General features: G+C 62.0%; 19 protein-coding genes and 1 tRNA gene. 13 read left to right on the top strand and 7 right to left on the bottom strand.

The window, feature by feature from the left end; translation table 11 throughout:
- The first annotated feature begins 292 nt into the window (after window positions 1–292).
- The 3 genes from ACX80Q_RS16745 to ACX80Q_RS16735 all read left to right on the top strand — a co-directional run bounded on the left by ACX80Q_RS16745 (window position 293) and on the right by ACX80Q_RS16735 (window position 2,643).
- On the top strand, window positions 293–1,024 hold the full coding sequence (locus ACX80Q_RS16745; protein WP_459331670.1) for a FadR/GntR family transcriptional regulator: 732 nt from the start codon (window positions 293–295) through the stop codon (window positions 1,022–1,024).
- Between the two features lie 135 nt (window positions 1,025–1,159).
- On the top strand, window positions 1,160–1,897 hold the full coding sequence (locus tag ACX80Q_RS16740) for an alpha/beta fold hydrolase (RefSeq protein ID WP_459331669.1): 738 nt from the start codon (window positions 1,160–1,162) through the stop codon (window positions 1,895–1,897).
- Window positions 1,894–2,643 carry an alpha/beta hydrolase gene (locus ACX80Q_RS16735; RefSeq protein ID WP_459331668.1) on the top strand — a complete coding sequence of 250 codons (750 nt, stop codon included), beginning with the start codon at window positions 1,894–1,896 and terminating at the stop codon, window positions 2,641–2,643. The genes ACX80Q_RS16740 and ACX80Q_RS16735 overlap by 4 nt, the downstream gene beginning before the upstream one ends.
- 79 nt (window positions 2,644–2,722) lie before the next feature.
- Here ACX80Q_RS16735 and ACX80Q_RS16730 read toward each other — a convergent pair.
- Window positions 2,723–2,795 (bottom strand) — tRNA-Arg (locus tag ACX80Q_RS16730).
- A gap of 298 nt (window positions 2,796–3,093) precedes the next feature.
- On the opposite strand from ACX80Q_RS16730, the gene ACX80Q_RS16725 reads away from it, so the two are divergent.
- Window positions 3,094–4,923 carry a phosphoenolpyruvate carboxykinase (GTP) gene (locus ACX80Q_RS16725; RefSeq protein WP_459331667.1) on the top strand — a complete coding sequence of 610 codons (1,830 nt, stop codon included), beginning with the start codon at window positions 3,094–3,096 and terminating at the stop codon, window positions 4,921–4,923.
- Between the two features lie 87 nt (window positions 4,924–5,010).
- On the opposite strand, the gene ACX80Q_RS16720 is transcribed toward ACX80Q_RS16725, so the two are convergent.
- The 4 genes from ACX80Q_RS16720 to ACX80Q_RS16705 form a co-directional block, all read right to left on the bottom strand.
- Window positions 5,011–6,180 (bottom strand): globin domain-containing protein, encoded by a 1,170-nt coding sequence (locus tag ACX80Q_RS16720; RefSeq protein ID WP_459331666.1) that lies wholly within the window; start codon window positions 6,178–6,180, stop codon window positions 5,011–5,013.
- A 108-nt stretch (window positions 6,181–6,288) separates the two neighbouring features.
- Entirely contained in the window at window positions 6,289–6,738 is a 450-nt protein-coding gene (locus ACX80Q_RS16715; RefSeq protein ID WP_459331665.1) for an RrF2 family transcriptional regulator, read from the bottom strand.
- Window positions 6,738–7,196: a hypothetical protein gene (locus tag ACX80Q_RS16710; protein ID WP_459331664.1), complete on the bottom strand. Its 459-nt coding sequence runs from the start codon at window positions 7,194–7,196 to the stop codon at window positions 6,738–6,740. The genes ACX80Q_RS16715 and ACX80Q_RS16710 overlap by 1 nt, the downstream gene beginning before the upstream one ends.
- A 65-nt stretch (window positions 7,197–7,261) precedes the next feature.
- Window positions 7,262–8,674, bottom strand: coding sequence for a phosphomannomutase/phosphoglucomutase (locus ACX80Q_RS16705; protein WP_459331663.1), 1,413 nt, complete (start codon window positions 8,672–8,674; stop codon window positions 7,262–7,264).
- 96 nt (window positions 8,675–8,770) lie between these two features.
- Between ACX80Q_RS16705 and ACX80Q_RS16700 the strand changes: the two genes are divergently transcribed.
- On the top strand, window positions 8,771–10,939 hold the full coding sequence (locus ACX80Q_RS16700; protein ID WP_459331662.1) for a RecQ family ATP-dependent DNA helicase: 2,169 nt from the start codon (window positions 8,771–8,773) through the stop codon (window positions 10,937–10,939).
- 127 nt (window positions 10,940–11,066) lie between these two features.
- Here ACX80Q_RS16700 and ACX80Q_RS16695 read toward each other — a convergent pair whose 3' ends face one another.
- Together ACX80Q_RS16695 and ACX80Q_RS16690 are read right to left on the bottom strand one after the other, a co-directional pair.
- Window positions 11,067–11,825: an SDR family NAD(P)-dependent oxidoreductase gene (locus ACX80Q_RS16695; RefSeq protein ID WP_459331661.1), complete on the bottom strand. Its 759-nt coding sequence runs from the start codon at window positions 11,823–11,825 to the stop codon at window positions 11,067–11,069.
- Entirely contained in the window at window positions 11,826–12,719 is an 894-nt protein-coding gene (locus ACX80Q_RS16690) for a fumarylacetoacetate hydrolase family protein (protein WP_459331660.1), read from the bottom strand.
- A gap of 210 nt (window positions 12,720–12,929) precedes the next feature.
- Here ACX80Q_RS16690 and ACX80Q_RS16685 point away from each other — a divergent pair, with 210 nt between their 5' ends.
- From ACX80Q_RS16685 to ACX80Q_RS16650, 8 genes are all read left to right on the top strand, one after another.
- A complete protein-coding gene (locus ACX80Q_RS16685; protein WP_459331659.1) occupies window positions 12,930–14,276 on the top strand; it encodes an L-fuconate dehydratase in 1,347 nt (448 codons plus the stop codon).
- A gap of 4 nt (window positions 14,277–14,280) precedes the next feature.
- Window positions 14,281–15,597, top strand: a complete 1,317-nt coding sequence (locus ACX80Q_RS16680; RefSeq protein WP_459331658.1) for an alpha-L-fucosidase — start codon at window positions 14,281–14,283, stop codon at window positions 15,595–15,597.
- 30 nt (window positions 15,598–15,627) lie between these two features.
- The gene (locus ACX80Q_RS16675; RefSeq protein ID WP_459331657.1) at window positions 15,628–15,942 is read left to right on the top strand and encodes an L-rhamnose mutarotase; all 315 of its coding nucleotides are present in this window, start codon (window positions 15,628–15,630) and stop codon (window positions 15,940–15,942) included.
- Window positions 15,939–16,907 (top strand): aldo/keto reductase, encoded by a 969-nt coding sequence (locus tag ACX80Q_RS16670; protein WP_459331656.1) that lies wholly within the window; start codon window positions 15,939–15,941, stop codon window positions 16,905–16,907. The genes ACX80Q_RS16675 and ACX80Q_RS16670 overlap by 4 nt, the downstream gene beginning before the upstream one ends.
- Window positions 16,900–17,769, top strand: a complete 870-nt coding sequence (locus ACX80Q_RS16665; protein WP_459331655.1) for an amidohydrolase family protein — start codon at window positions 16,900–16,902, stop codon at window positions 17,767–17,769. Before ACX80Q_RS16670 ends, ACX80Q_RS16665 begins: the two co-directional genes overlap by 8 nt.
- Window positions 17,770–17,990: 221 nt before the next feature.
- On the top strand, window positions 17,991–19,538 hold the full coding sequence (locus ACX80Q_RS16660) for a sugar ABC transporter ATP-binding protein (protein WP_459331654.1): 1,548 nt from the start codon (window positions 17,991–17,993) through the stop codon (window positions 19,536–19,538).
- A 76-nt stretch (window positions 19,539–19,614) separates the two neighbouring features.
- Window positions 19,615–20,577, top strand: coding sequence for an ABC transporter permease (locus ACX80Q_RS16655; RefSeq protein WP_459331653.1), 963 nt, complete (start codon window positions 19,615–19,617; stop codon window positions 20,575–20,577).
- A gap of 59 nt (window positions 20,578–20,636) precedes the next feature.
- A complete protein-coding gene (locus ACX80Q_RS16650) occupies window positions 20,637–21,626 on the top strand; it encodes a substrate-binding domain-containing protein (RefSeq protein ID WP_459331652.1) in 990 nt (329 codons plus the stop codon).
- Window positions 21,627–21,877 lie beyond the last annotated feature (251 nt).

Genomic DNA, 21,877 nt, shown 5'->3' with positions numbered 1-21,877 from the left:
TTATGAGGAAACTGTAATAGCCATCACATGGATTGGTCAAGTGGGTCCAGGGTCTCATTTTGGTCTCGGCGGACCCTCGGCGGACCCCCGACGCGCAAAACAACATTGCTATTGTGTAGGCAAGTCGTCGGACATCCGATATTCTATGGTTTGGATCACGTTGGCGCTCAGTTGGCGCCACGGCACGAGAGCCACATGGCTTGTCACGGGGGAATCGGGGCCGTTGGCCCGGATATCACCACTAAAGTGAGTAAAGCGTTGTTCATGCGGCGAATATTTCTGAGGAGTTTTGTTGTCCATTTCGACGGTAGCACCCAAGGCCCGCTTCAGCGCCCAGGTGCGGCTTCGCGCCTTGCAGGCAGACATTATGGAACTCATCCTGGAAAGAGACCTGGATGCCGGCGATCCCCTGCCCACCGAGAGTGAACTCTCCGAAGTTCTCGGTGTGGGACGCAATACACTGCGTGAATCGTTGAAGGTGCTGCAGGCGCTTGGCGTCATTGAAATCCGCCACGGTTTTGGCATGTTTGTGGCTCCCAGCAACTTTGATGCGCTTGCCGACGGCCTGACCTTCCGGGGGCGGCTGTCACTGCGCCACGAGGGCCTTGAAGCCTTGCAGCTGGTTGACATCCGGCAGGCCCTGGAGGCCGGCCTCATCAGTGCATGCATAGCTGTTGTCACGGATGAGCATCTGGTGCGCATTGAGGAAGCCGTGGTGAAGATGGAGGAGCTGGCCGGCAACGGCGAGTCCTTCCCTGAAGCAGACGCGGAATTCCATCGGCTGCTTTTTGAGCCCTTGAACAACGATCTTCTGATGAACCTGATGAGCGTTTTTTGGAAGGTCTACCGCAAGATTCACGTGGAGATCGGCACCGGCGGGACCGACCTGATTCACACGGCATCCCAGCACCGGGACATCTACAACGCGGTGGCCGCCAAGGATGCCAAGACCGCTTCCAAGCTCCTGCGCAGCCACTTTGACGGTATCCGGGCCAAAATCAAGCTCTTCGTCGACGCCGAGTAATCCCCACGCCCTCCCAGCTAGCCCGCAGAAAACGCCGAAAAACATCGCGAAAACTCGAATTTTCGGCGTTTTCTGCGGGTCAGTTTTGTTGAGTGGCGTCACCCCGTCAGACCACATCTCGGCAATACTGATTCCATGAGTGTGCGTAAAGTTTTAGTGTCCGGCTATGAGGTTGTCACCACGGACACCGACCAAGTGTCGGGGCGGACCTTTCTACTGGTCCACGGGATTGGCATGGGGATCTCCTATTTTGCCCAGCTGAGCTCGGCGCTGGAGGGCCACGGGCGTGTGGTGGCCCTTGACCTGCCCGGCTTTGGTGACGCCCCCGAACCAGCCCGCGCGCTCACCATGGCCGCCATGGGCAAGGTCCTCATTGACTTTGTTGAGCTCGAAGGGCTGGGCCGCCCGGTTCTGGTGGGCCATTCCATGGGCACCCAGGTGGTGGCGGAAGCTGCTGCGCAAAGACCGGACCTGTTCCCCGAGGTAGTGCTGGTGGCGCCCACCGTCAACAGGCATGAGCGCACCGTTCACAGGCAGGCCTGGCGCATGGTGCAGGACCTCTTTGGGGAAAGCCCCCAGGTCTTGCGCATTGGCATGCGAAACTATGCCAAAACAGGCCCGCGCTGGTTCGTCAAGAAGCTGCGCAGCATGATGGACCACGCCGTCGAGGATACCCTGGTGCAAATCCAGGCCCACACGCTGGTTATCAGGGGCAATAGGGATCCCGTCTGCCCTCACGAATGGGTTGAGGAGGTCACGGCCCTGATCCCCAATGCCACCATGGTGGAGGTGGACGGCCGCGGGCACGAAACCATGGTCAAGGACGGCGCCTGCGTGGCCGGGTACATCCTGGACCACGTGGGTCAGAGGTGAAGGCGGTCAAGCGCCTGGGCTGGTGGTGCCTGGACTACCTGTATGCGGGGTGGCGGCAGCTGCGGGGAATCCTTGAGCCACGCTGCCCGGTCGCCTATGCGGTAGGAGACCACGCCAAACCGGCCATTGTTCTGCTGCCCGGCGTCTACGAGACCTGGTTCTTCCTTCAGCCGGCAGCGCGTCGGCTCAATGCTGCCGGTTTCCGGGTGTTTGGCGTGCCGCAGCTTGGTATCAACAGGCGCGCCGTGCCGGAGTCCGCAGCCATCGTGGCACGGGCACTGTCCGCGCTGCAGCGTGAGCACGGGGTCGCCCGGTGCATTTTCGTTGCGCACAGCAAGGGTGGGCTGATTGGCAAGCATGCCCTGCTGGATGCCCAGCTTTCCACCCCGGACGACGCTGGAACCACGGTTCCAGCCCCGGCCCGCCCCGTGAAAATCCTGGGCTTGGTGGCCGTTGGAACACCCTTTTCCGGTTCCCTCTACGCCCGCTACATGCTTTCCCGCACGCTGCGCCACTTCTCGCCGGACGATGCCGTGCTGGTGTCCCTGCACGAACAGCTGGAGGTCAATGAGCACGTGGTCTCCATATATCCCGAGTTTGATCCGCACATTCCCGGCGGCAGCGCGCTCCCGGGGGCGGTGAACATCGAGCTGCCCTTGGCGGGGCACTTCCGCACGCTCGCCGACGAAACCGTGCTGGCCGCCGTCGAACGGTCAGTCATGCAGTTCAGTAAGCAGTCCCGCTAACTGTCCCATTTCTCAACTGCACTACTGGTGAGTTAACAAGAAAAGCGGCCCACCGATGTGGACCGCTTTTCTTCTAAAGTGCGCGCGAAGGGACTCGAACCCCCAACCTCCTGATCCGTAGTCAGGTGCTCTATCCGTTGAGCTACGCACGCATATTTTGTTTCTTTGTTTCTTTGTTTTGTTTCCGACCCTCGGGCCGTGAATAACTATAGCCCAACTTTTCTCTGGTGTACAAATCGAGAAGGCGCAAAAGGCCCGTGTCCTCCACCACTAGACCGGTCTACGTGATCTGGATCACAAATGTTGGCCGTAACAAATACGAGGAACCGCGCAAATCCGCGGTTCTGCCCCCTAAGTGGACCACTACATCCCACCTCCCATCCCTAAAATCGGCGAATGCAGCCCCCTAGCATTTAGATACCACCTACCCATTCGATGAAGGGAAAGCCAATGGGCCACGCGCCAGTGCAGGAAATCGTTGAGCAAGCAATGACCACCCACAAAGGCCTCGCCGCCTGGGTTGGCGAAGTAGCAGCTCTCACCCTGCCGGATCATATTCGCTGGGTGGATGGGTCCCTTGAGGAATATGCCCTGCTCACTGACCACCTGGTGGTCGAGGGAACCCTGACGCGGCTGAACCCCGAACTCTTCCCCAACTCCTTCGCAGCGTTCTCGGACCCCAAGGATGTGGCCCGCGTTGAAGGACGAACCTTTATCTGCTCAGAAAATGAGCGCGACGCCGGATTCACCAATAATTGGATGGACCCGGCCGCCATGAAGGAAATCCTGAACGAGAAGTTCGCCGACAGCATGCGCGGACGCACCATGTTCGTCATTCCGTTTGTCATGGGCCCGCTCGACGCCGAGGATCCTAAGTTTGGCGTGGAGATCACCGACTCCGCCTACGTTGTGGCATCCATGCGCATCATGGCCAACATTGGCACGGACGTGCTGCGCAAGATGGAAGACACCAACGCATTCTTTGTGCCTGCCTTGCATTCGGTGGGTGCCCCGCTGGCTCCCGGCGAAGCGGATGTTGCCTGGCCGTGCAACGAGGAAAAGTGGATTGTGCACTTCCCCGAGGAGCGCTCCATTTTCTCCTTCGGTTCCGGCTACGGCGGCAACGCCCTGTTGGGCAAGAAGTGCTTCGCTCTGCGCATCGCCTCGGTCATGGCGCGCGACGAAGGCTGGCTGGCCGAGCACATGCTCATCCTCAAGCTCACCAGCCCGGAGGAGAAGACCTACCACGTGGCGGCCGCATTCCCCTCTGCCTGTGGCAAAACCAACCTGGCTCTGCTGGAACCAACCCTCCCGGGCTGGAAGGCGGAGACGCTGGGCGATGACATCAACTGGATGCGCTTTGGCAAGGAAGGTGAACTGCGTGCGGTGAACCCCGAGGCTGGCCTCTTTGGGGTGGCCCCGGGAACGGGTTGGCACACCAACCCGAACGCCATGGCTGCCATCGCCAAGGGCAACTCCATTTTCACCAACGTTGCCATGACCGACGACGGCGGTGTCTGGTGGGAGGGCATGACGGAGGATGTGCCCGCTCACCTGACCGACTGGCAGGGCAATGACTGGACGCCGGACTCCGGCCGCCCGGCAGCTCACCCCAATTCACGGTTCTGCACGCCCATCGACCAGGTAGACATGCTTTCGCGCGACTACTTCAACCCCGAAGGCGTCGAGATCAACGCCATCCTGTTTGGCGGCCGCCGCAAGACAACCATCCCCTTGGTTACCCAGGCCCGCGATTGGACCCACGGCATTTTCATGGGCTCAACACTCTCCTCGGAAACCACAGCTGCGGCCACCGGCGCCGTTGGTGTGGTGCGCCGCGATCCGATGGCCATGCTTCCGTTCATTGGCTACGACGCCGGTGACTACCTCAAGCACTGGATTGAACTCTCCGCGAAGGCTGATCAGGCGCGTCTGCCCAAGATCTTCCTGGTGAACTGGTTCCGTCGCACCGCCAGCGGCGGCTTTGCCTGGCCTGGATTTGGTGAGAACACCCGGGTGCTCAAGTGGGTTGTTGACCGGATTGAGGGCAAGGCTGAGGCAGTGGAGACACCCATCGGCTTTGTTCCTGCCGAGGGTTCACTGGATCTGACCGGTTTGGCCGTCAGTCCCGCTGATTTGGCGGATGCGCTCAAGGTGGACCCCAGTGAATGGGAAACGGAGCTTGCCGGGATCCAGGAATGGTACGCCCGCTTCGGTGACTCCTTGCCCGCCCAGCTGGCGGAAGAGCTCGAGGACTTGAAGGCCCGCTTCGCCGCCTAGCCCCGGCGCCCACCCAACTGTGGCGCAGTAGTTGCTGAAAACAGGCTCGTTTTTAGCAACTACTGCGCCACAGTGGGGAGCCGCTGGCTAGATAGCGCCGGCGAGCCAGAGGTCGGGGCCGAAGACCTCGTAGTGGATCTTGGTGGACGGGATGCCCGCCTCGATCGCCTGGTTGCGAATGGCCTTCATGAAAGGCAGCGGGCCGCACACATACATGGAGGCATTGGCGGGAAGGTCCAGACCCTCCAGGGTCATGAAGCCCTGGTGGAAACCGGCCGTGGGCTCTTCGAGCCACAGCTGCAGCCGGGCCCCATCAATGGCGGCAACATCGGCCGTCATCTGGCCGCGCAAAGCCCAAGCGGCAAGGTTCTTCTCGGCGTGCAGCACCAAAACCTCGCGGTCCGCCCCCGCGGCAGCCAGGGATCGCAGCGCCGAGGCTGAGGGAGTACAGCCGATCCCCGCCGTGGCAAACACCACCGGACCAGCGCCGTCGAGCGTCACATCACCGTAGGGATTGGAAAGTTCGACGACGTCGCCCACCTTTACCTGGCCGTGCAGCACGGGTGAGACCTCGCCGCCGTCGTCCATCTTCGTGGTGAAAACGCGCCGGGTGGTGGACTCAACATCGGCGGACAGCGAGTACTGGCGGCATTGGCGCAGGCCGTCCGGCAGCGCAATTTTGACCGAGACGAACTGTCCGGGGCGGGCAACCGTGACAGGCGTGTCATCTGCGGGCTCCAACACAAAGGTGATGGCGTCGGTGCCGGCGGGGTTCTTTTCAACAACCGTCCACGGCATCCACATCTTGTCATTGGCCTGGATGGCGTACAGGCCCTTCTCCAACTTGATCAAAGCGTTGGCCATGAGCCAGTACACCTCGGTCCAGGCCTCGGCGATCTCGGCGGTGATGACGTCCGCCAGCTCTTCGGCGATGGCTTCGAAGAGGTACTTGTAGACGATGCCGTACTGGTCCTCGGTGATGCCCAGGGAGGTGTGCTTGTGGGCGATCCGGCTGAGCATCTGCTCCGGGATGATGTCAGGGTTGGCGATCAAGGCCGTGGCAAATCCCGCAATGGATCCGGCCAGGGCTTTCTGCTGCTCGCCGTTGTTCTGGTTGGCACGGCTGAACAAACCATCCAGGAGTTCGGGGTGGGCGGTCAGCATGCGGGAGTAAAAATTCGGCGTGATGGCGCCCAGTCGGGAACCCACGAGAGGCAGTGTTGCGGCAATGAGCGGGCGGGATTTTTCCGAAAGCATGGTTACTCCTTGGGCTGATTCATGGTGACAATCCCAAAGTAGCATTTCAAATGCAACTTTAAAGCCATATTTTCTACGAGTTGTAGAAAAGTATTGATTTGTGGCGGTTTAGCGGGGCCGCGCTGTGTTTAAGGTCACAGCAACTGGGCCGCTTGGGGTCTTTGTGGCCAAGCTGTAGACGGTCACATTGTCCAGCGATGCGTAGAAGGCCTCGCGGGCATGGTTCAGGGCGCCGCGCAGCCCGCACTGGTGGATGAGCGGGCAGGCACCCATGTCTGTGGTGCATTCGGCAACGTCAATATGGTCGTCCAAAGCGCGCAGAACGCGGCCGACGGTGGCAACTTTGCCCTCTGGCGAGATGCGCACGCCGCCGCTGCGGCCGCGGATGGCCTCCACCAGGCCCATCTGGCGCAACTTCAACACAGCCTTACTGACGTGGTTGTACGGCGTGCCCACGGACTCTGCCAGCTCCCGGGTGGTGGGCAGCTCGTCCTCCGGGAGGGAACAAAGCACCGTGAGCAGCCGCAGGCTCACATCGGAAAAGCTGTTGATGCGCACTACGCCGGCCAGATCACTTTTTCGCCGGCTTCGAGGAACGGGTCGCCAAATTCCCAGCCGGTGGCGCTCTGCCTGTACGGACGGACCGCTGAAACGCACACACCCGTGCTGTGCTCGGCCATGACGTGAATGGCGTCCGTGGCGTCGTCGGGCAGGTGGATGTCGCAGACCACGGCGGCAGCCTTGTTCTGATCGTTCTGCTGGGTCAGGGCCTCAAACAAGTCGGCCACCATCTGGTCGGCGTCAAGCTCTTTTTCCTCATCGCCGTCCACCGTGTTGGGGGCCACGGCAACCAGGTTCAGCTCGCCGTCGTGCTTGAGCACAAGGCCCACCGGCAGGAAGGCGCCGTGAGTCTCCAGTTGTTCCCCGGCGACACCAAAAGCTGTGCCGATGAGCTTGTTCAGGTCGTCTTGAACCAGCAGTTCTGCAGGGGTTTGTTCTGTGGTGTTGGGTTCCATGGATACTCCTGAAAAGTGTTGCGGCTACGTTGGGTGTTCTCGAGGGGCTGGCAGCGCCAACGCTGCTACTGGCGCACCAGGGCGAGGATGGCGTCGCGGAGATCGGCCATGGTGGTGGCATCGACGGCTTCGGCGTTCAGGCGAAGGAACGGTTCGGTGTTGGAGGCGCGCAGGTTGAACCACCAGCTGCCGTCCTTGGCCGTGAATGTGACGCCGTCGAGCTCATCCACCACAACGTCATCCGTGGTGTAGGCGGCGCGAACCCGGGCCACCGCTGCGGGAACGTCGGCCAGTTGGGAGTTGATCTCGCCGCTGGAGACGTAGGGCTCATATTCGCGGCCCAGCTCGGACAGTGGGCCTTCCTGCTCGCCCAGGGCTGCCAAGACGTGCATGGCGGCCAGCATGCCGGTATCTGCGTTGAAGAAGTCGCGGAAGTAGTAGTGGGCGGAGTGCTCGCCACCAAAAACGGCGCCTTCTGTGGCCATGGTGGCCTTGATGAAGGAGTGGCCAACGCGCGTGCGCACGGCCCGGCCGCCGTCGTGCTCGATCAGTTCAGGCACGGCACGTGAGGTGATGAGGTTGTGGATGACAGTGGGCTGTTCCTCGCCGAGTGCCTTGGCGCGGGCAATTTCGCGGCGGGCCACCAGGGCTGTGACGGCCGACGGCGAGAGGGGTGCGCCGAGCTCGTCGATGACAAAGCACCTGTCGGCGTCGCCGTCGAAGGCCAGGCCGATGTCGGCGCCGTGCTTGACCACTGCGGCCTGCAGATCCAGCAGGTTTGCCGGCTCCAGCGGGTTGGCCGGGTGGTTCGGGAAGGTGCCGTCCAGCTCAAAGTACAGCGGGACAATCTCAAAGGGCAGCCCCGGCAGGAGGGCGTCGCCCAGAACGGCGGGGGTGGTCATGCCTGCCATGCCGTTGCCGGCGTCGACCACAATCTTCAACGGCCGTGAATCGGTGAGGTCAACCAGCTTGCGCAGGTACTCGGAGTAGTCACTCAGGACATCCTGTTCACCCTGGGTTCCGGGGGTACCTGTGGGGATGCCGTTGGCCAGGTAGGACTGGGCCAGGTCACGGATCTCGGTCAAACCGGTTTCGGAGGAAAGCGGAACCGCTCCGGCTCGGGTCATCTTCATGCCGTTGTATTCGGCCGGGTTGTGGCTGGCGGTGAACACCACGCCGGCGGCGTCCAACACGCCCGAGGCGAAGTAGAGCTCATCGGTGGAGATCAAGCCCAGCATGACCACGTTGGCGCCGCGGCTTGATGCGCCGTCGGCAAACGCCTGGGAAAAATCGGGGGAGGAGGGGCGCATGTCCCCGCCGATCAACACGGTTTTGCCATCCAAGGCCAGCACATCCGCAAAGGCTGCCCCCACGGCCCGTACCGAATCGGAGGTGATGGTTTTGCCAACAAGGCCGCGGACGTCATAGGCCTTGAAGGAGGCGGACAGGTCAACCGGCGCGTTATCTACTGTAGTCACCGAACAATGGTACCGCCGGTGGCCGCACCACCTGGTTATCCACAGCTTTGTTGAGCTGTGCCGTGCATTGTGGGTGGGCGCTGGAATACTGGGTAAATGACATTGCAACCAGCGCCCGGACCGCTTTCGGCTCTCCCCTCAGTCTCACGCACAGACACGCGTGCCCAGGCCCAGCAAATTCTGCGGGCCCTGGTGGGGCGCGAGGACGCTGATTTCCACGACGGCCAGTATGAGGCCATTGAGGCGCTGGTTGATGCTGGCCGCCGCGCCCTGGTGGTGCAGCGCACCGGTTGGGGAAAGTCGGCCGTGTACTTTGTGGCCTCCCTTTTGTTGCGGGCACGCGGTGCCGGACCCACCTTGATTGTCTCGCCCCTGCTCGCCCTGATGCGGGACCAGGTGGCCGCCGCCGAGCGTGCTGGGGTGCGTGCCATGGCCATCAACTCGGCCAATGCCACCGAGTGGGGTGAGGTATCTGCGGCGCTGGCCGCCGACGAGGTGGATGTGTTGCTGGTGTCGCCCGAGCGGTTGACCAATCCGTCTTTTCGGGAGAACCAGCTGCCGACTCTGATTCAGCGCACCGGACTGCTGGTGGTGGACGAGGCCCACTGCATTTCCGACTGGGGCCACGACTTCCGCCCCGACTACCGCCGCATTGCCGACCTGATCGCCCAGCTGCCGGCCTCCGTGCCGGTGCTTGCCACCACCGCCACAGCCAATTCCCGGGTGGTTGCCGACATCGAAGAGCAGCTGGGCGCCGGAGTGTTCACCATTCGTGGCCCGCTGGCCCGCAAATCGTTGCGGCTGGGCGTGTTGCGGCTGGCTGATTCGAGGGACAGGCTGGGATGGCTGCTGACGCATCTGGCGGAATTGCCCGGCAGCGGCATTATTTACACCCTGACAGTCTCCGCCGCCGAGGACACCGCCCGGTTGCTGGCGCAGGCCGGTCACGTGGTCAAGGCGTACACGGGACGCACCGACACCATGGAACGCGAGGCGCTGGAGGAAGCACTCAAGGACAACCAGGTCAAGGCCCTCGTGGCCACGAGTGCCTTGGGTATGGGGTTCGACAAACCAGACCTGGGCTTCGTGGTTCACTTGGGGGCGCCGTCGTCCCCGGTGGCCTACTATCAGCAGGTGGGACGTGCCGGCCGTGGTAGCGCAAACGCCGATGTGCTGCTCCTGCCGGGGACTGAGGACGCGGAGATTTGGAAGTACTTTGCCACGGCGTCCATGCCGGCCCAGGACAAGGCGATGGCTGTGCTCGAAGCATTGGGGGAGTCACCCAAGCCCATGTCCACGCCAGCCCTGGAGGCTCGAGTGGACCTGCGACGCACACCCCTGGAGCTGTTGCTGAAGGTCTTGGCCGTAGATGGGGCCGTGCGCAGGGTCACCGGTGGCTGGGAATCAACCGGCCAGCCGTGGGTGTATGACGCAGAGCGCTACGAACGCATTGCCCAGGCGCGCGTGGATGAACAGCAGTCCATGGTGGAGTACGAGCGCATGTCCGGTTGCCGGATGGAGTTCCTGGCCGCGGCGCTTGATGATTCCACGGCCTCGCCGTGCGGTCGGTGCGACAACTGTGCCGGGCGGTGGTTCAGTGCGGAGGTCATTTCCAGTGCCTCCGAGGCTGCGGGGGAGGCGCTGCGCCACGCAGGGCTGCCGCTTGACCCGCGCGCCATGTGGCCCACGGGCATCAACCGGCTGGGGGTCCCCGTCAAGGGCAAACTCAAGGCGGACGAGCTGATCTCCACAGGCCGGATTCTGGCCAGGCTCACCGACCTTGGCTGGGGTAATTCCCTGCGGGCCATGTTCGCCGCGGGTGCCCCGGATGCTCCCATGGATCCAGCCATGGCGCAGGCCGTGGTTGGTGTCCTGCGGGAATGGGGCCAAGCTGGTTGGGAAGGGGCCGGGCGCCCGGTGGCTGTTGTGTCAATGCCCTCGCGCAGCAAACCCCTGCTGCTGCAGTCCTTTGCCGAGGCCATCTGCCAGATTGGCAGGCTGCCGTATCTGGGCGAAATGTCCCTCGAATTTGGTGGGCCAACGGGTCAGCGCGGCGGCAACAGTGCCTACCGTCTGGCAGGTGTTTGGGACCGCTTCAGCGTTGGTCCCGCGCTGGGTGAGGCGCTCGCGGCGTATCCGGGCGGACCCGTTTTGCTGCTCGATGACCTGGTGGACAGCCGCTGGACGGTCACAGTAGCCGGGCGGGCCCTGCGCCAGGCCGGTGCTGACCAAGTCCTGCCGCTGGTGCTGGCGCAAGCCGGCTAGACCCCACCGGCTCCCACTGCTCGCAAGCTCGCAGCGGGCAGAACGCAAACTGACCCGCAGAAAACGCCGAAAAACACGGTAAAACCCTGAGTTTTCGGCGTTTTCTGCGGGTTAGTTGCTGGAGCTTTTACGCCTCCACGGGACGCAGGCGCAGGGCCTGCATGCCGCCGTCGACCGCGATGGAGGTGCCTGTGGTGGAGCCGGAGAGCGGGCTGGCCAGGTACGCCACGGCGCCGGCAACTTCCTCGGCGGTGACGAGGCGGCCGTGAGGCTGGCGGGCGTTCAGCGCTGCGCGCTCGGCGGCCGGATCATCGGCTTGGGACAGCAGCCGGCTGACCCACGGGGTGTCTGCTGTGCCGGGGTTGACGCAGTTAACGCGCACGCCTTCACGCAGGTGGTCGGCAGCCATGGCCTGGGTCAATGAAAGCACCGCGCCCTTGGTGGCCGAGTACAGTGCGCGCTGGGGCAGGCCAGCGGTCGCCGCAATGGAGCAAATGTTGACGATGGCGGCGCTGGAAGACTGGCGCAGGTGCGGCAGAGCGGCACGGGAAACCCTGACCATGCCGATCACGTTGATGTTCCACACGCGGGCCCATTCGGCGTCGTCGTTGTCCTCAACGGAGCCAATGGCGCCAATGCCTGCGTTGTTGACAACAATGTCCACGCCCCCATAGGCCGCCACTGTGCCGTCGATGGCTGCCTTGACGGAGACGTCGTCGGACACGTCGCAGGGAAAGCCCAGCTGCCCCTCGGGGAGGTCCTGCGGGAACAGGTCCAGGACGGAAACCTGGGCGCCCATGGCCTGCAGCTTCGCAGCAATGGCTGCACCAATTCCCGATGCACCACCGGTGACAACAGCTGTCAGTGTTGAGAGTTCCTGGCTCATTTATGCCTCCTGCGAAGTAGAAGTAGCGGTGCCGGCACGGAAGAATTGCTGGCGCTGGCGGCCCAGGCCAGCAATCTCAACTTCCACGACGTCGCCCTCCTGGATGTAGGGGAAGCGGCCGGAGAGGGCTACGCCTTCCGGGGTGCCCGTCAGCACCACATCGCCCGGTTCCAGCACCATGTACTGGCTCAGGTGGTGGATGATGGTGGGCACGTCAAAGATCAGGTCCGCCGTGTTGGAATCCTGGCGTGGCTCGCCGTTGACCCAGCTGCGCAGTTGCAAATTGCTGGCGTCCACATCGGCGGCGGGAACAAACCACGGGCCCAGCGGTGTGGACTTCGGCAGGGACTTGCCCTTGGTCCATTGGCCTGCGGCACCGGGGATTTGGTACTCGCGCTCGGAGAGGTCATTGGCCACCACATACCCGGCCACAGCATCGGCAGCCTCCTCGAGGGTGGAGAGATAGCTGACCTCGCGGCCCACCACAATGCCCAGCTCAACTTCCCAGTCATACTTGGCGGACAGCGGCGGGATCGGTGAAGCGTCAAACGGGCCGGCAACAGTGTTGTTCGGCTTGAGGAAAACCACGGGGATGGTGGGTGGCAGGGCGCCGGACTCTGCCGCATGCGCAGCGTAGTTCATGCCGATGCAGATGACACTGTTGGGCCGGGCAATGGGGGAGCCGATCCGCAGTTCGCCGGCATTCTCCAGGACCGGCAGCGTGCCGTTGTCCAGGGCTTCGCGCAAGGCGGCAACCCCGTTGTTGGACAGGAATGCGCCGTCAATGGTGCTGGTTACCGGGCGGGCGTCAAAGGTGCGTTCGGTTCCGGTGGAGTCGGCAGCAATGACAACGGGAATTTCCCGCCCCTGCTCGCCAAGGCGTGCAATCTTCATGAAATTCATATCCTCTTGTGGCCGCTTGATGGCAGCGGTTCTTGTGGTTGGTGATCCATTACGGATCTTAACATCTGAGCTTTCAGGCAACTTTACCCACACTATGTGGTTATTTCAGCTACTTGTTCTATATTGACATGTAAAACATCGGATGTTTAGCTTGTTCTAACTTTTTCAGCACTTTTACCGCATTTCTATAGGGAGCAGCCCGTGAGTACAGTCATTGCCGTGGAGACCAGCGACGTTCGTTTCCCCACGTCGCGCAATTTGGACGGCTCCGACGCCATGAATCCAGACCCCGACTACTCGGCGGCCTACCTTCGCGTGGTGACGGACAGCGATGACGGCCTTGAGGGCCACGGGTTTGTTTTCACCATTGGCCGCGGCAATGACGTTGAAACCGCTGCCATCAAGGCCCTGACCCCCTACCTGCTGGGCCGCAATGTTGAAGAGTTGCTCGCGGACATGGGCGGCACCTGGAAGGAACTGACCCACGATTCGCAGCTTCGCTGGCTGGGCCCGGAAAAGGGTGTCATGCACATGGCCATCGGCGCTGTTGTCAACGCGCTGTGGGACCTTAAATCCAAGCGCGCAGGTCTGCCGCTGTGGCAGCTGCTGGCCACCATGTCCCCCGAGGAACTGGTTGACCTGGTTGACTTCCGCTACCTGACTGACGCCTTGACCCGCGAAGAAGCCCTGGAAATCCTGCGCACGGCGGAAGCCGGCCGCGAGGAGCGCACAGCCACGCTGCTCGCTGAGGGTTACCCGGGCTACACCACCACGCCGGGTTGGTTGGGCTACTCGGATGAGAAGCTGACACGCCTGGCGCATGAAGCTGTGGCCGCCGGCTTCAAGCAGATCAAGCTTAAAGTGGGTGCCGATCTGGCGGATGACATCCGCCGCCTGCGGGCTGCACGCGCCGCCGTCGGGCCGGACATCAAAGTTGCAGTGGATGCCAACCAACGTTGGGACGTGGAGCAGGCCATCGAGTGGATGTCCCACCTGGCGGAATTTGATATTGCCTGGATTGAGGAGCCCACCAGCCCGGATGACATTTTGGGCCACGCCGCGATTGCCCGCGGCGTTGCACCCATCCCGGTGGCGACGGGCGAGCATGTGCAAAACCGTGTGGTATTCAAGCAGATGCTCCAGGCTGACGCCTTGCAGGTGCTCCAAATAGATGCGGCCCGCGTGGCTGGCGTCAATGAAAACGTTGCCATCTTGCTGCTGGCCGCCAAATTCGGTGTCCGGGTTTGCCCGCACGCTGGCGGCGTGGGCTTGTGTGAGGCAGTGCAGCACCTGTCCATGTTTGACTTTGTGGCAGTGTCCGGCAAAAAAGACGACCGCATGATCGAATTCGTTGACCACCTGCACGAACACTTTGTCACCCCCATTGACGTGCGCAACGGCTGCTACTGGCCGCCGCTGGCTCCCGGCGGCGGAAGCGAAATGTACGCAGCCTCGGTTGCCGAGTACACGTTCCCGGATGGAGAATTCTGGGTGGCGGACGCCGCCCGGGAAGCAGCACTCACCGTTGTACAGAAAGAATTGGTCTAGCATCATGGCAGCAAAAGCCCCCGCCCAGGTTGTCATCCCCCATGCGCCCTGGTTCACCGATGACCGGCTCGGCATGTTTGTGCACTGGGGCCTGTACTCGCTGGCGGCCCGGCATGAATGGGTCATGTACCGGGAAAACATGAGCGTGGGCGAGTACAGCAAATACTTTGACCACTTTGAGCCGGACCTGTACGATCCGCGCGAGTGGGCTGCCGCTGCCAAGAATGCTGGCATGAAGTACGTGGTCCTCACCACCAAGCACCACGACGGGTTTGCGCTCTGGGATTCCGCCCTCACGGAGTACAAGTCAACCAACACCCCGTGCGGGCAGGACCTGCTGACCCCCTATGTGAACGCGTTGCGCGAGGCGGGCTTGAAGGTTGGTTTCTACCATTCGGTCATTGACTGGCACCACCCGGACTACACCATTGACGGCAACCACGCGGACCGGAACAACCCGCACTGGCAGGAGCTGAACAAGACGCGCGACGGCGGCCGGTACAGGGACTACTTGCACGGCCAGGTGCGCGAGCTGCTGAGCAATTACGGGCAGATCGACTACCTGTTCTTCGACTTCTCCTACCCGGATGTTGCCACGGCCAACCCCGACGGCGGAGCCAAGTTCGCCGGAAAGGGCGCCACTGATTGGGGTTCCGTGGAGCTCATGGAGATGATCCGCGAACTCCAGCCGGGCATTGTGGTCAATGACAGGCTCAACGTGCCGGGCGACTTTGTGACCCCCGAGCAGTACCAGCCCGCGGGCGCCATGCTCAGTGGTGGCAAGGAAGTTCCCTGGGAAGCCTGCCAAACGCTCAACGGCAGTTGGGGCTACGACAGGGACAACCTGGACTACAAGTCCTCCGAGCAGCTGGTCCACATGCTCATTGACGGCGTCTCCAAGGGTGGCAATCTGTTGCTCAACGTTGGCCCCACGGCCCGGGGGCAGATTGACCCGCGGGCCCAGCAGGCCCTTGCCGGCATTGGGGACTGGATGCAGCTGCACGGCCGCTCCATCTACGGGGCGGGGGCTGCGGGCATCACCGCCCCACAGGATGCGCGCTACACACTGCGCGGAAACCGCCTGTACCTTCACCTGTTCGTGTGGCCGTTCCAGTTCATCCACCTGCCAGGCCTGGCAGGCAAGGTGCGTTACGCACAACTGCTCAACGACGCCTCGGAAGTTGCCATGATGGTGCTGGACCCGGGGCAGGCGGCCGGGCACATGACGCCCGCCGGCCAGGCTCCGGGAACCCTGACCCTTAAACTCCCTGTGCAGCGCCCCGGCGTGGCCGTTCCCGTCATTGAGCTGTTCCTCAACTGAGCTGTTCCTCACCACTGAAAGCGATGCGTCATGACCCAGAAAATAGCTCTCCACACCAGGCTGATGGCCGGCAAGGAGGCTGAGTACGATTCCGTCCACGCCAGGATCAGTGACGCGTTGGACGCCGCATTGCGCGAAGCCGGTGTCACCAGCTGGAACATTTGGCGCAGCGGCCGGGAACTCTTCCATGTGGTGGAGGTGGACGACTACCAGGCCATGCGCAAGGAACTGGCGCACAACCCGGTCAACATTGCGTGGCAGGCCGTCATGAGCGATTTGCTCGAGGTTGAGGACGACTACTCCGGAGCTGACATGGGCTTGGCGAAAGTGTGGGAACTGCCATGAGCCTGCCAGAACTGGGCCGCCTGGGCTTTGGCGCGGCCGGAATCGGAAACCTGTACAGGGCCATGTCCGACGACGTTGCTGCCGCCACCCTTGCTGCCGGTTGGGACGCTGGCATCAGGTACTTTGACACGGCCCCGCACTATGGTCTGGGCCTGTCCGAACGCCGCCTTGGCGCCTTCCTGGCCACCAAGCCGCGCTCCGAATTTGTCCTTTCCACCAAGGTGGGGCGGATCCTGGAACCAGTGGCCAACCCCGCCGGAACCAGGGACACCCAGGGCTTCGATGTGCCGGCGGATGCCGTTCGCCGCTGGGATCCCTCGGAAGCGGGGATCCGCCGCAGCATCGAGGATTCTCTCGAACGCACGGGCCTTGACCGGATAGACATCGCCTACCTCCATGACCCCGACGTGTACGATCTGGACGCGGGCATCAATCAAGCCCTGCCGGCGCTGGAAAAAATGCGGGCTGAAGGACTCATCACCGCCATTGGCGTGGGGGCGAACTCCGCTGACGCCTTGCGTGACTGCGTACTCGGGGCAGACCTCGATGTGATCATGCTGGCAGGGCGGTACTCGCTGCTGGAGCAGCCCGCCGCCGCCGACCTGCTGCCGCTGTGCCTGGCCCGTGGCGTTGGCGTGGTCAACGTGGGCGTGTACAACTCGGGCCTGCTGGCCCGGCCCGTGGTGCCCGACGACGCGAACTACAACTACGCGCCAGCCCCTGCGGAGATTCTGACCAAGGCCAACGCCCTCGCCGCCTGCTGTGACGAGTTTGCCGTGGAACTGCCCGCGGCCGCCCTGCAATTCGCGGCTGCACACCCGGCCGTGTGCAGTGTGGTGGTGGGGGCGTCCAACGCCGAGCAAATCAGCCAAACCGCGGCACGGATGGCGGCGGAGATTCCGGCCGGCTTGTGGGAGGCCCTGGTGGGGCGCGGGCTGCTGGCGGAAAGCCTGATCCATGCCTAGCCCCAACACCAGCGAACACTCCGCACCGCCGCGGCTGGATTCCCATCTCCACCTGTGGGCTCTGGCCGATGGGCAGTACTCCTGGCTGGCGCCGGAGCACGGTCTTTTATACAACACCTTCACCCCGGAGATGGCACACCGGGTGCTTGCGGACGAGGGCGTCAACCAAGCCATCTTGGTGCAGGCGGACGACACCGCCGCAGACACCGCAGCCATGCTGGCTGCCGCCGCAGCCCATGACTGGATTGTTGGTGTGGTGGGGTGGCTGCCCCTGGAGGAACCAGCCAAGGCTGCAGCCCTCTTGGAGCGGTGGCAGGAGAATCCCAAGTTTTGTGGTGTCCGCACACTGATCCATGACGACCCCCGCCCCGATGTGCTGGAGCTGCCAACCGTGCGGGAATCGCTGGCCCTGCTGGCGCAGGCTCAGATCCCCTTTGAAGTGCCCGACGCGTTTCCCCGGCATCTGGGGCAGGTGGCAGATCTTGCCGAGGCACTGCCCGGATTGAGCATTGTTGTGGACCATCTGGGCAAGCCTCCGCGTGGCGGCACGGCGGAGGCGATGCAGCTGTGGGAGTCACAATTGCGCGCAGTTGCGGCGCTGCCCAACACGGTAGCTAAAGTATCTGGGTTGCACACGGACGCGGCAGAGTTTTCCGCCCAGGCACTGGAACAGGTCTGGGATGTTGCCTTGGAAGCCTTTGGCCCACAGCGGCTCATGTTTGGCGGCGACTGGCCGGTGAGCTTGCTCGGCGGCAGCTACGCCCAAACAATCCGGCTCGCTGCCACCCTGATTGATGCGTTGAGCGGCGCGGAAGTACAGGCCATCTGGGCTGGAACAGCCCGCCATGTATATTATCGATAACATTTCCGTAAACATCGGATGTATTTGTGTAAAAAGTATGTATTTGTGTCGCAGGTAACATAACATGGTGAAAGTTGAACGGCATCGGCGGACCAAGAGTTCGCCAAATCAGGCCGAATTCCGGCGTTTTCACTGACGAAGAGACTGATTTCGGCCAATGACGTAGGGCTTCAAAAGAGGTCTGATGTCAGATCTTTTGAATTGAAGCTTGAGAGGGCAGTATGAGTAAGCAACTTCTCCGGATCTCCGGGGTGAACAAGAGCTTCCCCGGCGTCAAGGCGCTATCTGAGATGCGGCTGGAACTGGGGCACAATGAGGTCCTGGCCCTTGTTGGCGAGAATGGTGCTGGCAAGTCCACCCTGATGAAGCTGCTTTCCGGCATTTATGTCCCGGACTCGGGCACCTTCGAAATTGATGGCGAGCAGGTGACCATCACCGGCACCAAGCATGCGCAGGAACTGGGCATCAGCATCATCCACCAGGAATTCAACCTGATGCAGGATTTGACGGTGGCCCAGAACATTTACATTGGCCGGGAACCGCGCGTCGGCGGGCTCTTCCTGAGCGAACGCGCTCTCAACCGCAAGGCCCGCCTGCTCTTTGACCGGATCAACATTGACCTTGATCCCAAGGCAAGGGTGGGGGACCTGACAGTTGCCAAACAGCAGATGGTGGAAATCGCCAAGGCACTGTCCTACAAGTCCCGCATCCTGATCATGGACGAGCCCACAGCTGCATTGAACGACGCCGAAGTGGCCACCTTGCATGATCTGATCCGCAATTTCACGAACGAAAAAACCGGTGTCATCTACATTTCGCACCGCATGGATGAGCTCAAAGCCATCTCCAACCGTATTACGGTGATTCGCGACGGCGAATACATCGACACCGTGGGCACAGCCGAAACCACCATGCGTGAAGTCATTAACCTCATGGTGGGGCGCGAAATCTCCGGCAACCAGCGTCCGGAACCCACCACGCCGTCGAGCGATGTGGTCTTGAAAGTCACCGGCCTGTCCACCAAATCCCTGCTGCGAGACATCAACTTTGAACTGCACAGGGGTGAAATCCTTGGATTCGCCGGCCTGATGGGTGCCGGGCGCACCGAGATTGCCCGTGCCATCGTCGGGGCAGACAGCATCGCCGCCGGCACCATTGAGCTCAACGGTCAGCCAGTGAAGATCGGTAATCCGGCCATTGCCGCCAGCCTGGGCGTGGGGTACCTTTCCGAGGACCGCAAGCACCTGGGGCTGCTGCTGGAACGCGACGTCAAGGACAACATTGCCCTGAGCTCCTTGAAAATGTTCAGCCGCATGGGTGTGCTGGACAACAACGCCATGAAAACAACGGCGTCCACCTACATCGACAAGCTGCGGATCAAGACCCCCTCAAGCGCCCAGATCGCCAAGAACCTCTCAGGCGGCAACCAGCAAAAGATTGTCATTGCCAAGTGGCTGGTCAAGGACTGCGAAGTGTTGATCTTCGACGAACCAACCCGCGGCATTGATGTTGGCGCCAAGGAAGAGATCTACACGCTCCTGAACGATCTGGTGGCTGCGGGCAAGTCGATCATCATGATTTCCTCGGAACTGCCTGAAGTCCTGCGCCTCTCACACCGCATTGCCGTGATGAGCGAGGGCCGCCTCACCGGCTTCCTCAGCAATGCAGAAGCCAACCAGGAAAACATCATGGAACTGGCAACACAAAACAGTGGGAGTTCAGTGCTGACACCCCTACCAACCTCCAGCGCGCAGCGCTCCACGACGTAAGAAAGTACGGCAAACAATGACGTTGACAAAGGACGCTGCGCAAGCTGCCCGGATTGCCAGTAACAAGAAATCAGAAATGAATACCCGACTCCGGGCTAGCTTCCAGCAGTTGTTGGCCTTCGCCAGCTTGTTGGCGTTGGTGCTGTTCTTCTCCGTGGCCAACACCAACTTCTACCAGGCCGCCAACCTCTCCAATATCCTGCTCTCCACAGTTGTGACGGGCCTGTTGGCCCTGGGTACAACGTTCGTCATCATCACCGGCGGCATTGACCTGTCCATTGGAACTGGCATGACGCTGTGCTCGGTTATGACGGCCGTGTTCATGACACAGATGGGCATGCCCATGATTGTGGGCGTGCTGTGCGGTGTCTTGTTCGGTGCCATGATGGGCGGCATCAACGGCTTCTTGGTTGCCGTGATGAAGATACCCCCCTTCATTGCAACGCTGGCCATGATGATGGTTGCTGCGGGCCTGGCCCTGGTCATCTCCGGCACCAAGCCGGTCTACACCACAGAGGTGGAGGGCTTCCAGAAGATCTTCGCCCTGGGCAAGTCCATCCCCGGCCTGGTCATCCCCAACGCCGTTTTCATCTTGTTCGCCGCCGCCGTTGTGGCCGGCCTGCTGCTGTCCAAGACAGTTCTTGGCCGCTACACCTACTCGATCGGCAGCAACGAGGCGGCCACGGCCCTCTCCGGCGTGAACGTCACCAAGTGGACTGTGCTGATCTACACGGTTGCCGGTACCTTCACGGGCCTGGCCGGCGTCATCGCCACGGCACGTTTGAATTCGGCCCAGCCAGCGGGCGGTGCAGGCTTGGAGCTCCAGGCGATTGCCGCCGTCGTTATTGGCGGAACCTCGCTGGCAGGCGGCAAGGGCTCCATCATTGGCACGGTGATTGGCGCGCTGATCATGTCGGTGCTGACCAACGGCCTGTCCATCATGTCCATCCCGCAGGAATGGCAGCAGGTTGCCGTGGGTGTGGTCATTCTCCTGGCCGTGTACCTGGACATGATGCGCCGCAAAAAGGCCGCCAACTAGTTTTCAACAAACAGCAGTACCCCATAGTTCACGTGTTAATACAAAGGAGTTAGACCCCGATGCAAAGAAGAAAATTCCTGGCCCTGGCCTCAGTGGCTGCCCTGTCCTTGAGCGTTGCTGCCTGTGACACCGCTGCCACCCCCGCTGCGAACGGTGGCGCCGCAGCCACCGATGGCAAGAAGCCGTACATTGCGATTGTTTCCAAGGGCTTCCAGCACCAGTTCTGGCAGTCCGTGAAGCAGGGTGCTGAGAACGCCGCCAAGGAATTCAACGTGGAGATCTCCTTTGAAGGCCCGGACAAGGAAACCAACGTGCAGCAGCAGATGGACCAGCTGAACAACGCCATGGCCAAGAACCCGCAGGCCCTGGCCCTGGCCGCGCTGGACTCCAAGGCAGCTGAAGGCATTTTGCAGGACGCCAAGAGCAAGAACATCCCCGTCATCGCCTTTGACTCCGGCGTGGATTCCGACATCCCGTTGGCCACCGCTTCCACCGACAACAAGGCTGCTGCCGCAGAGGCTGCAAAGCACATGGCCGAGTTGCTGGGCAAGAAGGGTGAGATCGCCATCATCGGCCACTCCCAGACGGCCACCTCGGGCACCGACCGCCGCGACGGTTTCGTTGACTACTTGAAGACCAACGCGCCGGACATCAAGATCGTTGACATCCAGTACGCCGACGGCGACCAGGCCAAGTCCACCGACGCCGCCAAGTCCATCATGACCGCCTACCCGAACCTGGCCGGCATGTACGGCACCAACGAAGGTGCCGCGATCGGCGTCGTCAATGCTGTGAAGGAAGCCGGCAAGACCGGCAAGCTCACCATTGTTGGCTTCGACTCCGGTAAAGCCCAGATGGACGCCATCAAGGACGGCCTCATGGCAGGTGCCGTGACGCAGAACCCCGTTGGCATTGGCTACGAGACCGTCAAGGCCGCCGTTGCCGCCATCAAGGGCGAAAAGGTTGAAAAGGTCATCGACACCGGCTTCTACTGGTACGACAAGACCAACATTGCCGATCCCAAGATTGCCGCGAACCTCTACGAGTAGCCTTTCGCAACTGGCCCGCAGAAAACGGCGAAAATTCACGATTTTGACGTGATTTTCGGCGTTTTCTGCGGGTCAGTTTGTTTTTAACGTGCGACGCCGGACGCTCGCCTTCATGTGCCGGCTCACCGACGGCGTGCCAAACTTCGCCCCTACGTGCCGACGGCGGGGGGGGGGGGGGGGGGGGGGGGGGGGGGGGGGGGGGGGGGAGGGGGAGAGGGGTGGGGAGAACTATGAGATTTCAACCGAGATGG

The organism is Arthrobacter sp. HLT1-20, from assembly GCF_054510895.1.
This window is presented reverse-complemented; position numbering and strand designations above follow the sequence as displayed.

Excerpts from the sequence above, each read along its gene's own strand:
- ACX80Q_RS16675 (WP_459331657.1), top strand. The coding sequence starts at position 15,628 with ATGACCCAGAAAATAGCTCTCCACACCAGGCTGATGGCCGGCAAGGAG.
- ACX80Q_RS16710 (WP_459331664.1), bottom strand. The coding sequence starts at position 7,196 with ATGGAACCCAACACCACAGAACAAACCCCTGCAGAACTGCTGGTTCAA.
- ACX80Q_RS16720 (WP_459331666.1), bottom strand. The coding sequence starts at position 6,180 with ATGCTTTCGGAAAAATCCCGCCCGCTCATTGCCGCAACACTGCCTCTC.
- ACX80Q_RS16665 (WP_459331655.1), top strand. The coding sequence starts at position 16,900 with ATGCCTAGCCCCAACACCAGCGAACACTCCGCACCGCCGCGGCTGGAT.
- ACX80Q_RS16690 (WP_459331660.1), bottom strand. The coding sequence starts at position 12,719 with ATGAAGATTGCACGCCTTGGCGAGCAGGGGCGGGAAATTCCCGTTGTC.
- ACX80Q_RS16725 (WP_459331667.1), top strand. The coding sequence starts at position 3,094 with ATGGGCCACGCGCCAGTGCAGGAAATCGTTGAGCAAGCAATGACCACC.
- ACX80Q_RS16700 (WP_459331662.1), top strand. The coding sequence starts at position 8,771 with ATGACATTGCAACCAGCGCCCGGACCGCTTTCGGCTCTCCCCTCAGTC.
- ACX80Q_RS16670 (WP_459331656.1), top strand. The coding sequence starts at position 15,939 with ATGAGCCTGCCAGAACTGGGCCGCCTGGGCTTTGGCGCGGCCGGAATC.
- ACX80Q_RS16695 (WP_459331661.1), bottom strand. The coding sequence starts at position 11,825 with ATGAGCCAGGAACTCTCAACACTGACAGCTGTTGTCACCGGTGGTGCA.
- ACX80Q_RS16680 (WP_459331658.1), top strand. The coding sequence starts at position 14,281 with ATGGCAGCAAAAGCCCCCGCCCAGGTTGTCATCCCCCATGCGCCCTGG.
- ACX80Q_RS16740 (WP_459331669.1), top strand. The coding sequence starts at position 1,160 with ATGAGTGTGCGTAAAGTTTTAGTGTCCGGCTATGAGGTTGTCACCACG.
- ACX80Q_RS16655 (WP_459331653.1), top strand. The coding sequence starts at position 19,615 with ATGAATACCCGACTCCGGGCTAGCTTCCAGCAGTTGTTGGCCTTCGCC.
- ACX80Q_RS16650 (WP_459331652.1), top strand. The coding sequence starts at position 20,637 with ATGCAAAGAAGAAAATTCCTGGCCCTGGCCTCAGTGGCTGCCCTGTCC.
- ACX80Q_RS16660 (WP_459331654.1), top strand. The coding sequence starts at position 17,991 with ATGAGTAAGCAACTTCTCCGGATCTCCGGGGTGAACAAGAGCTTCCCC.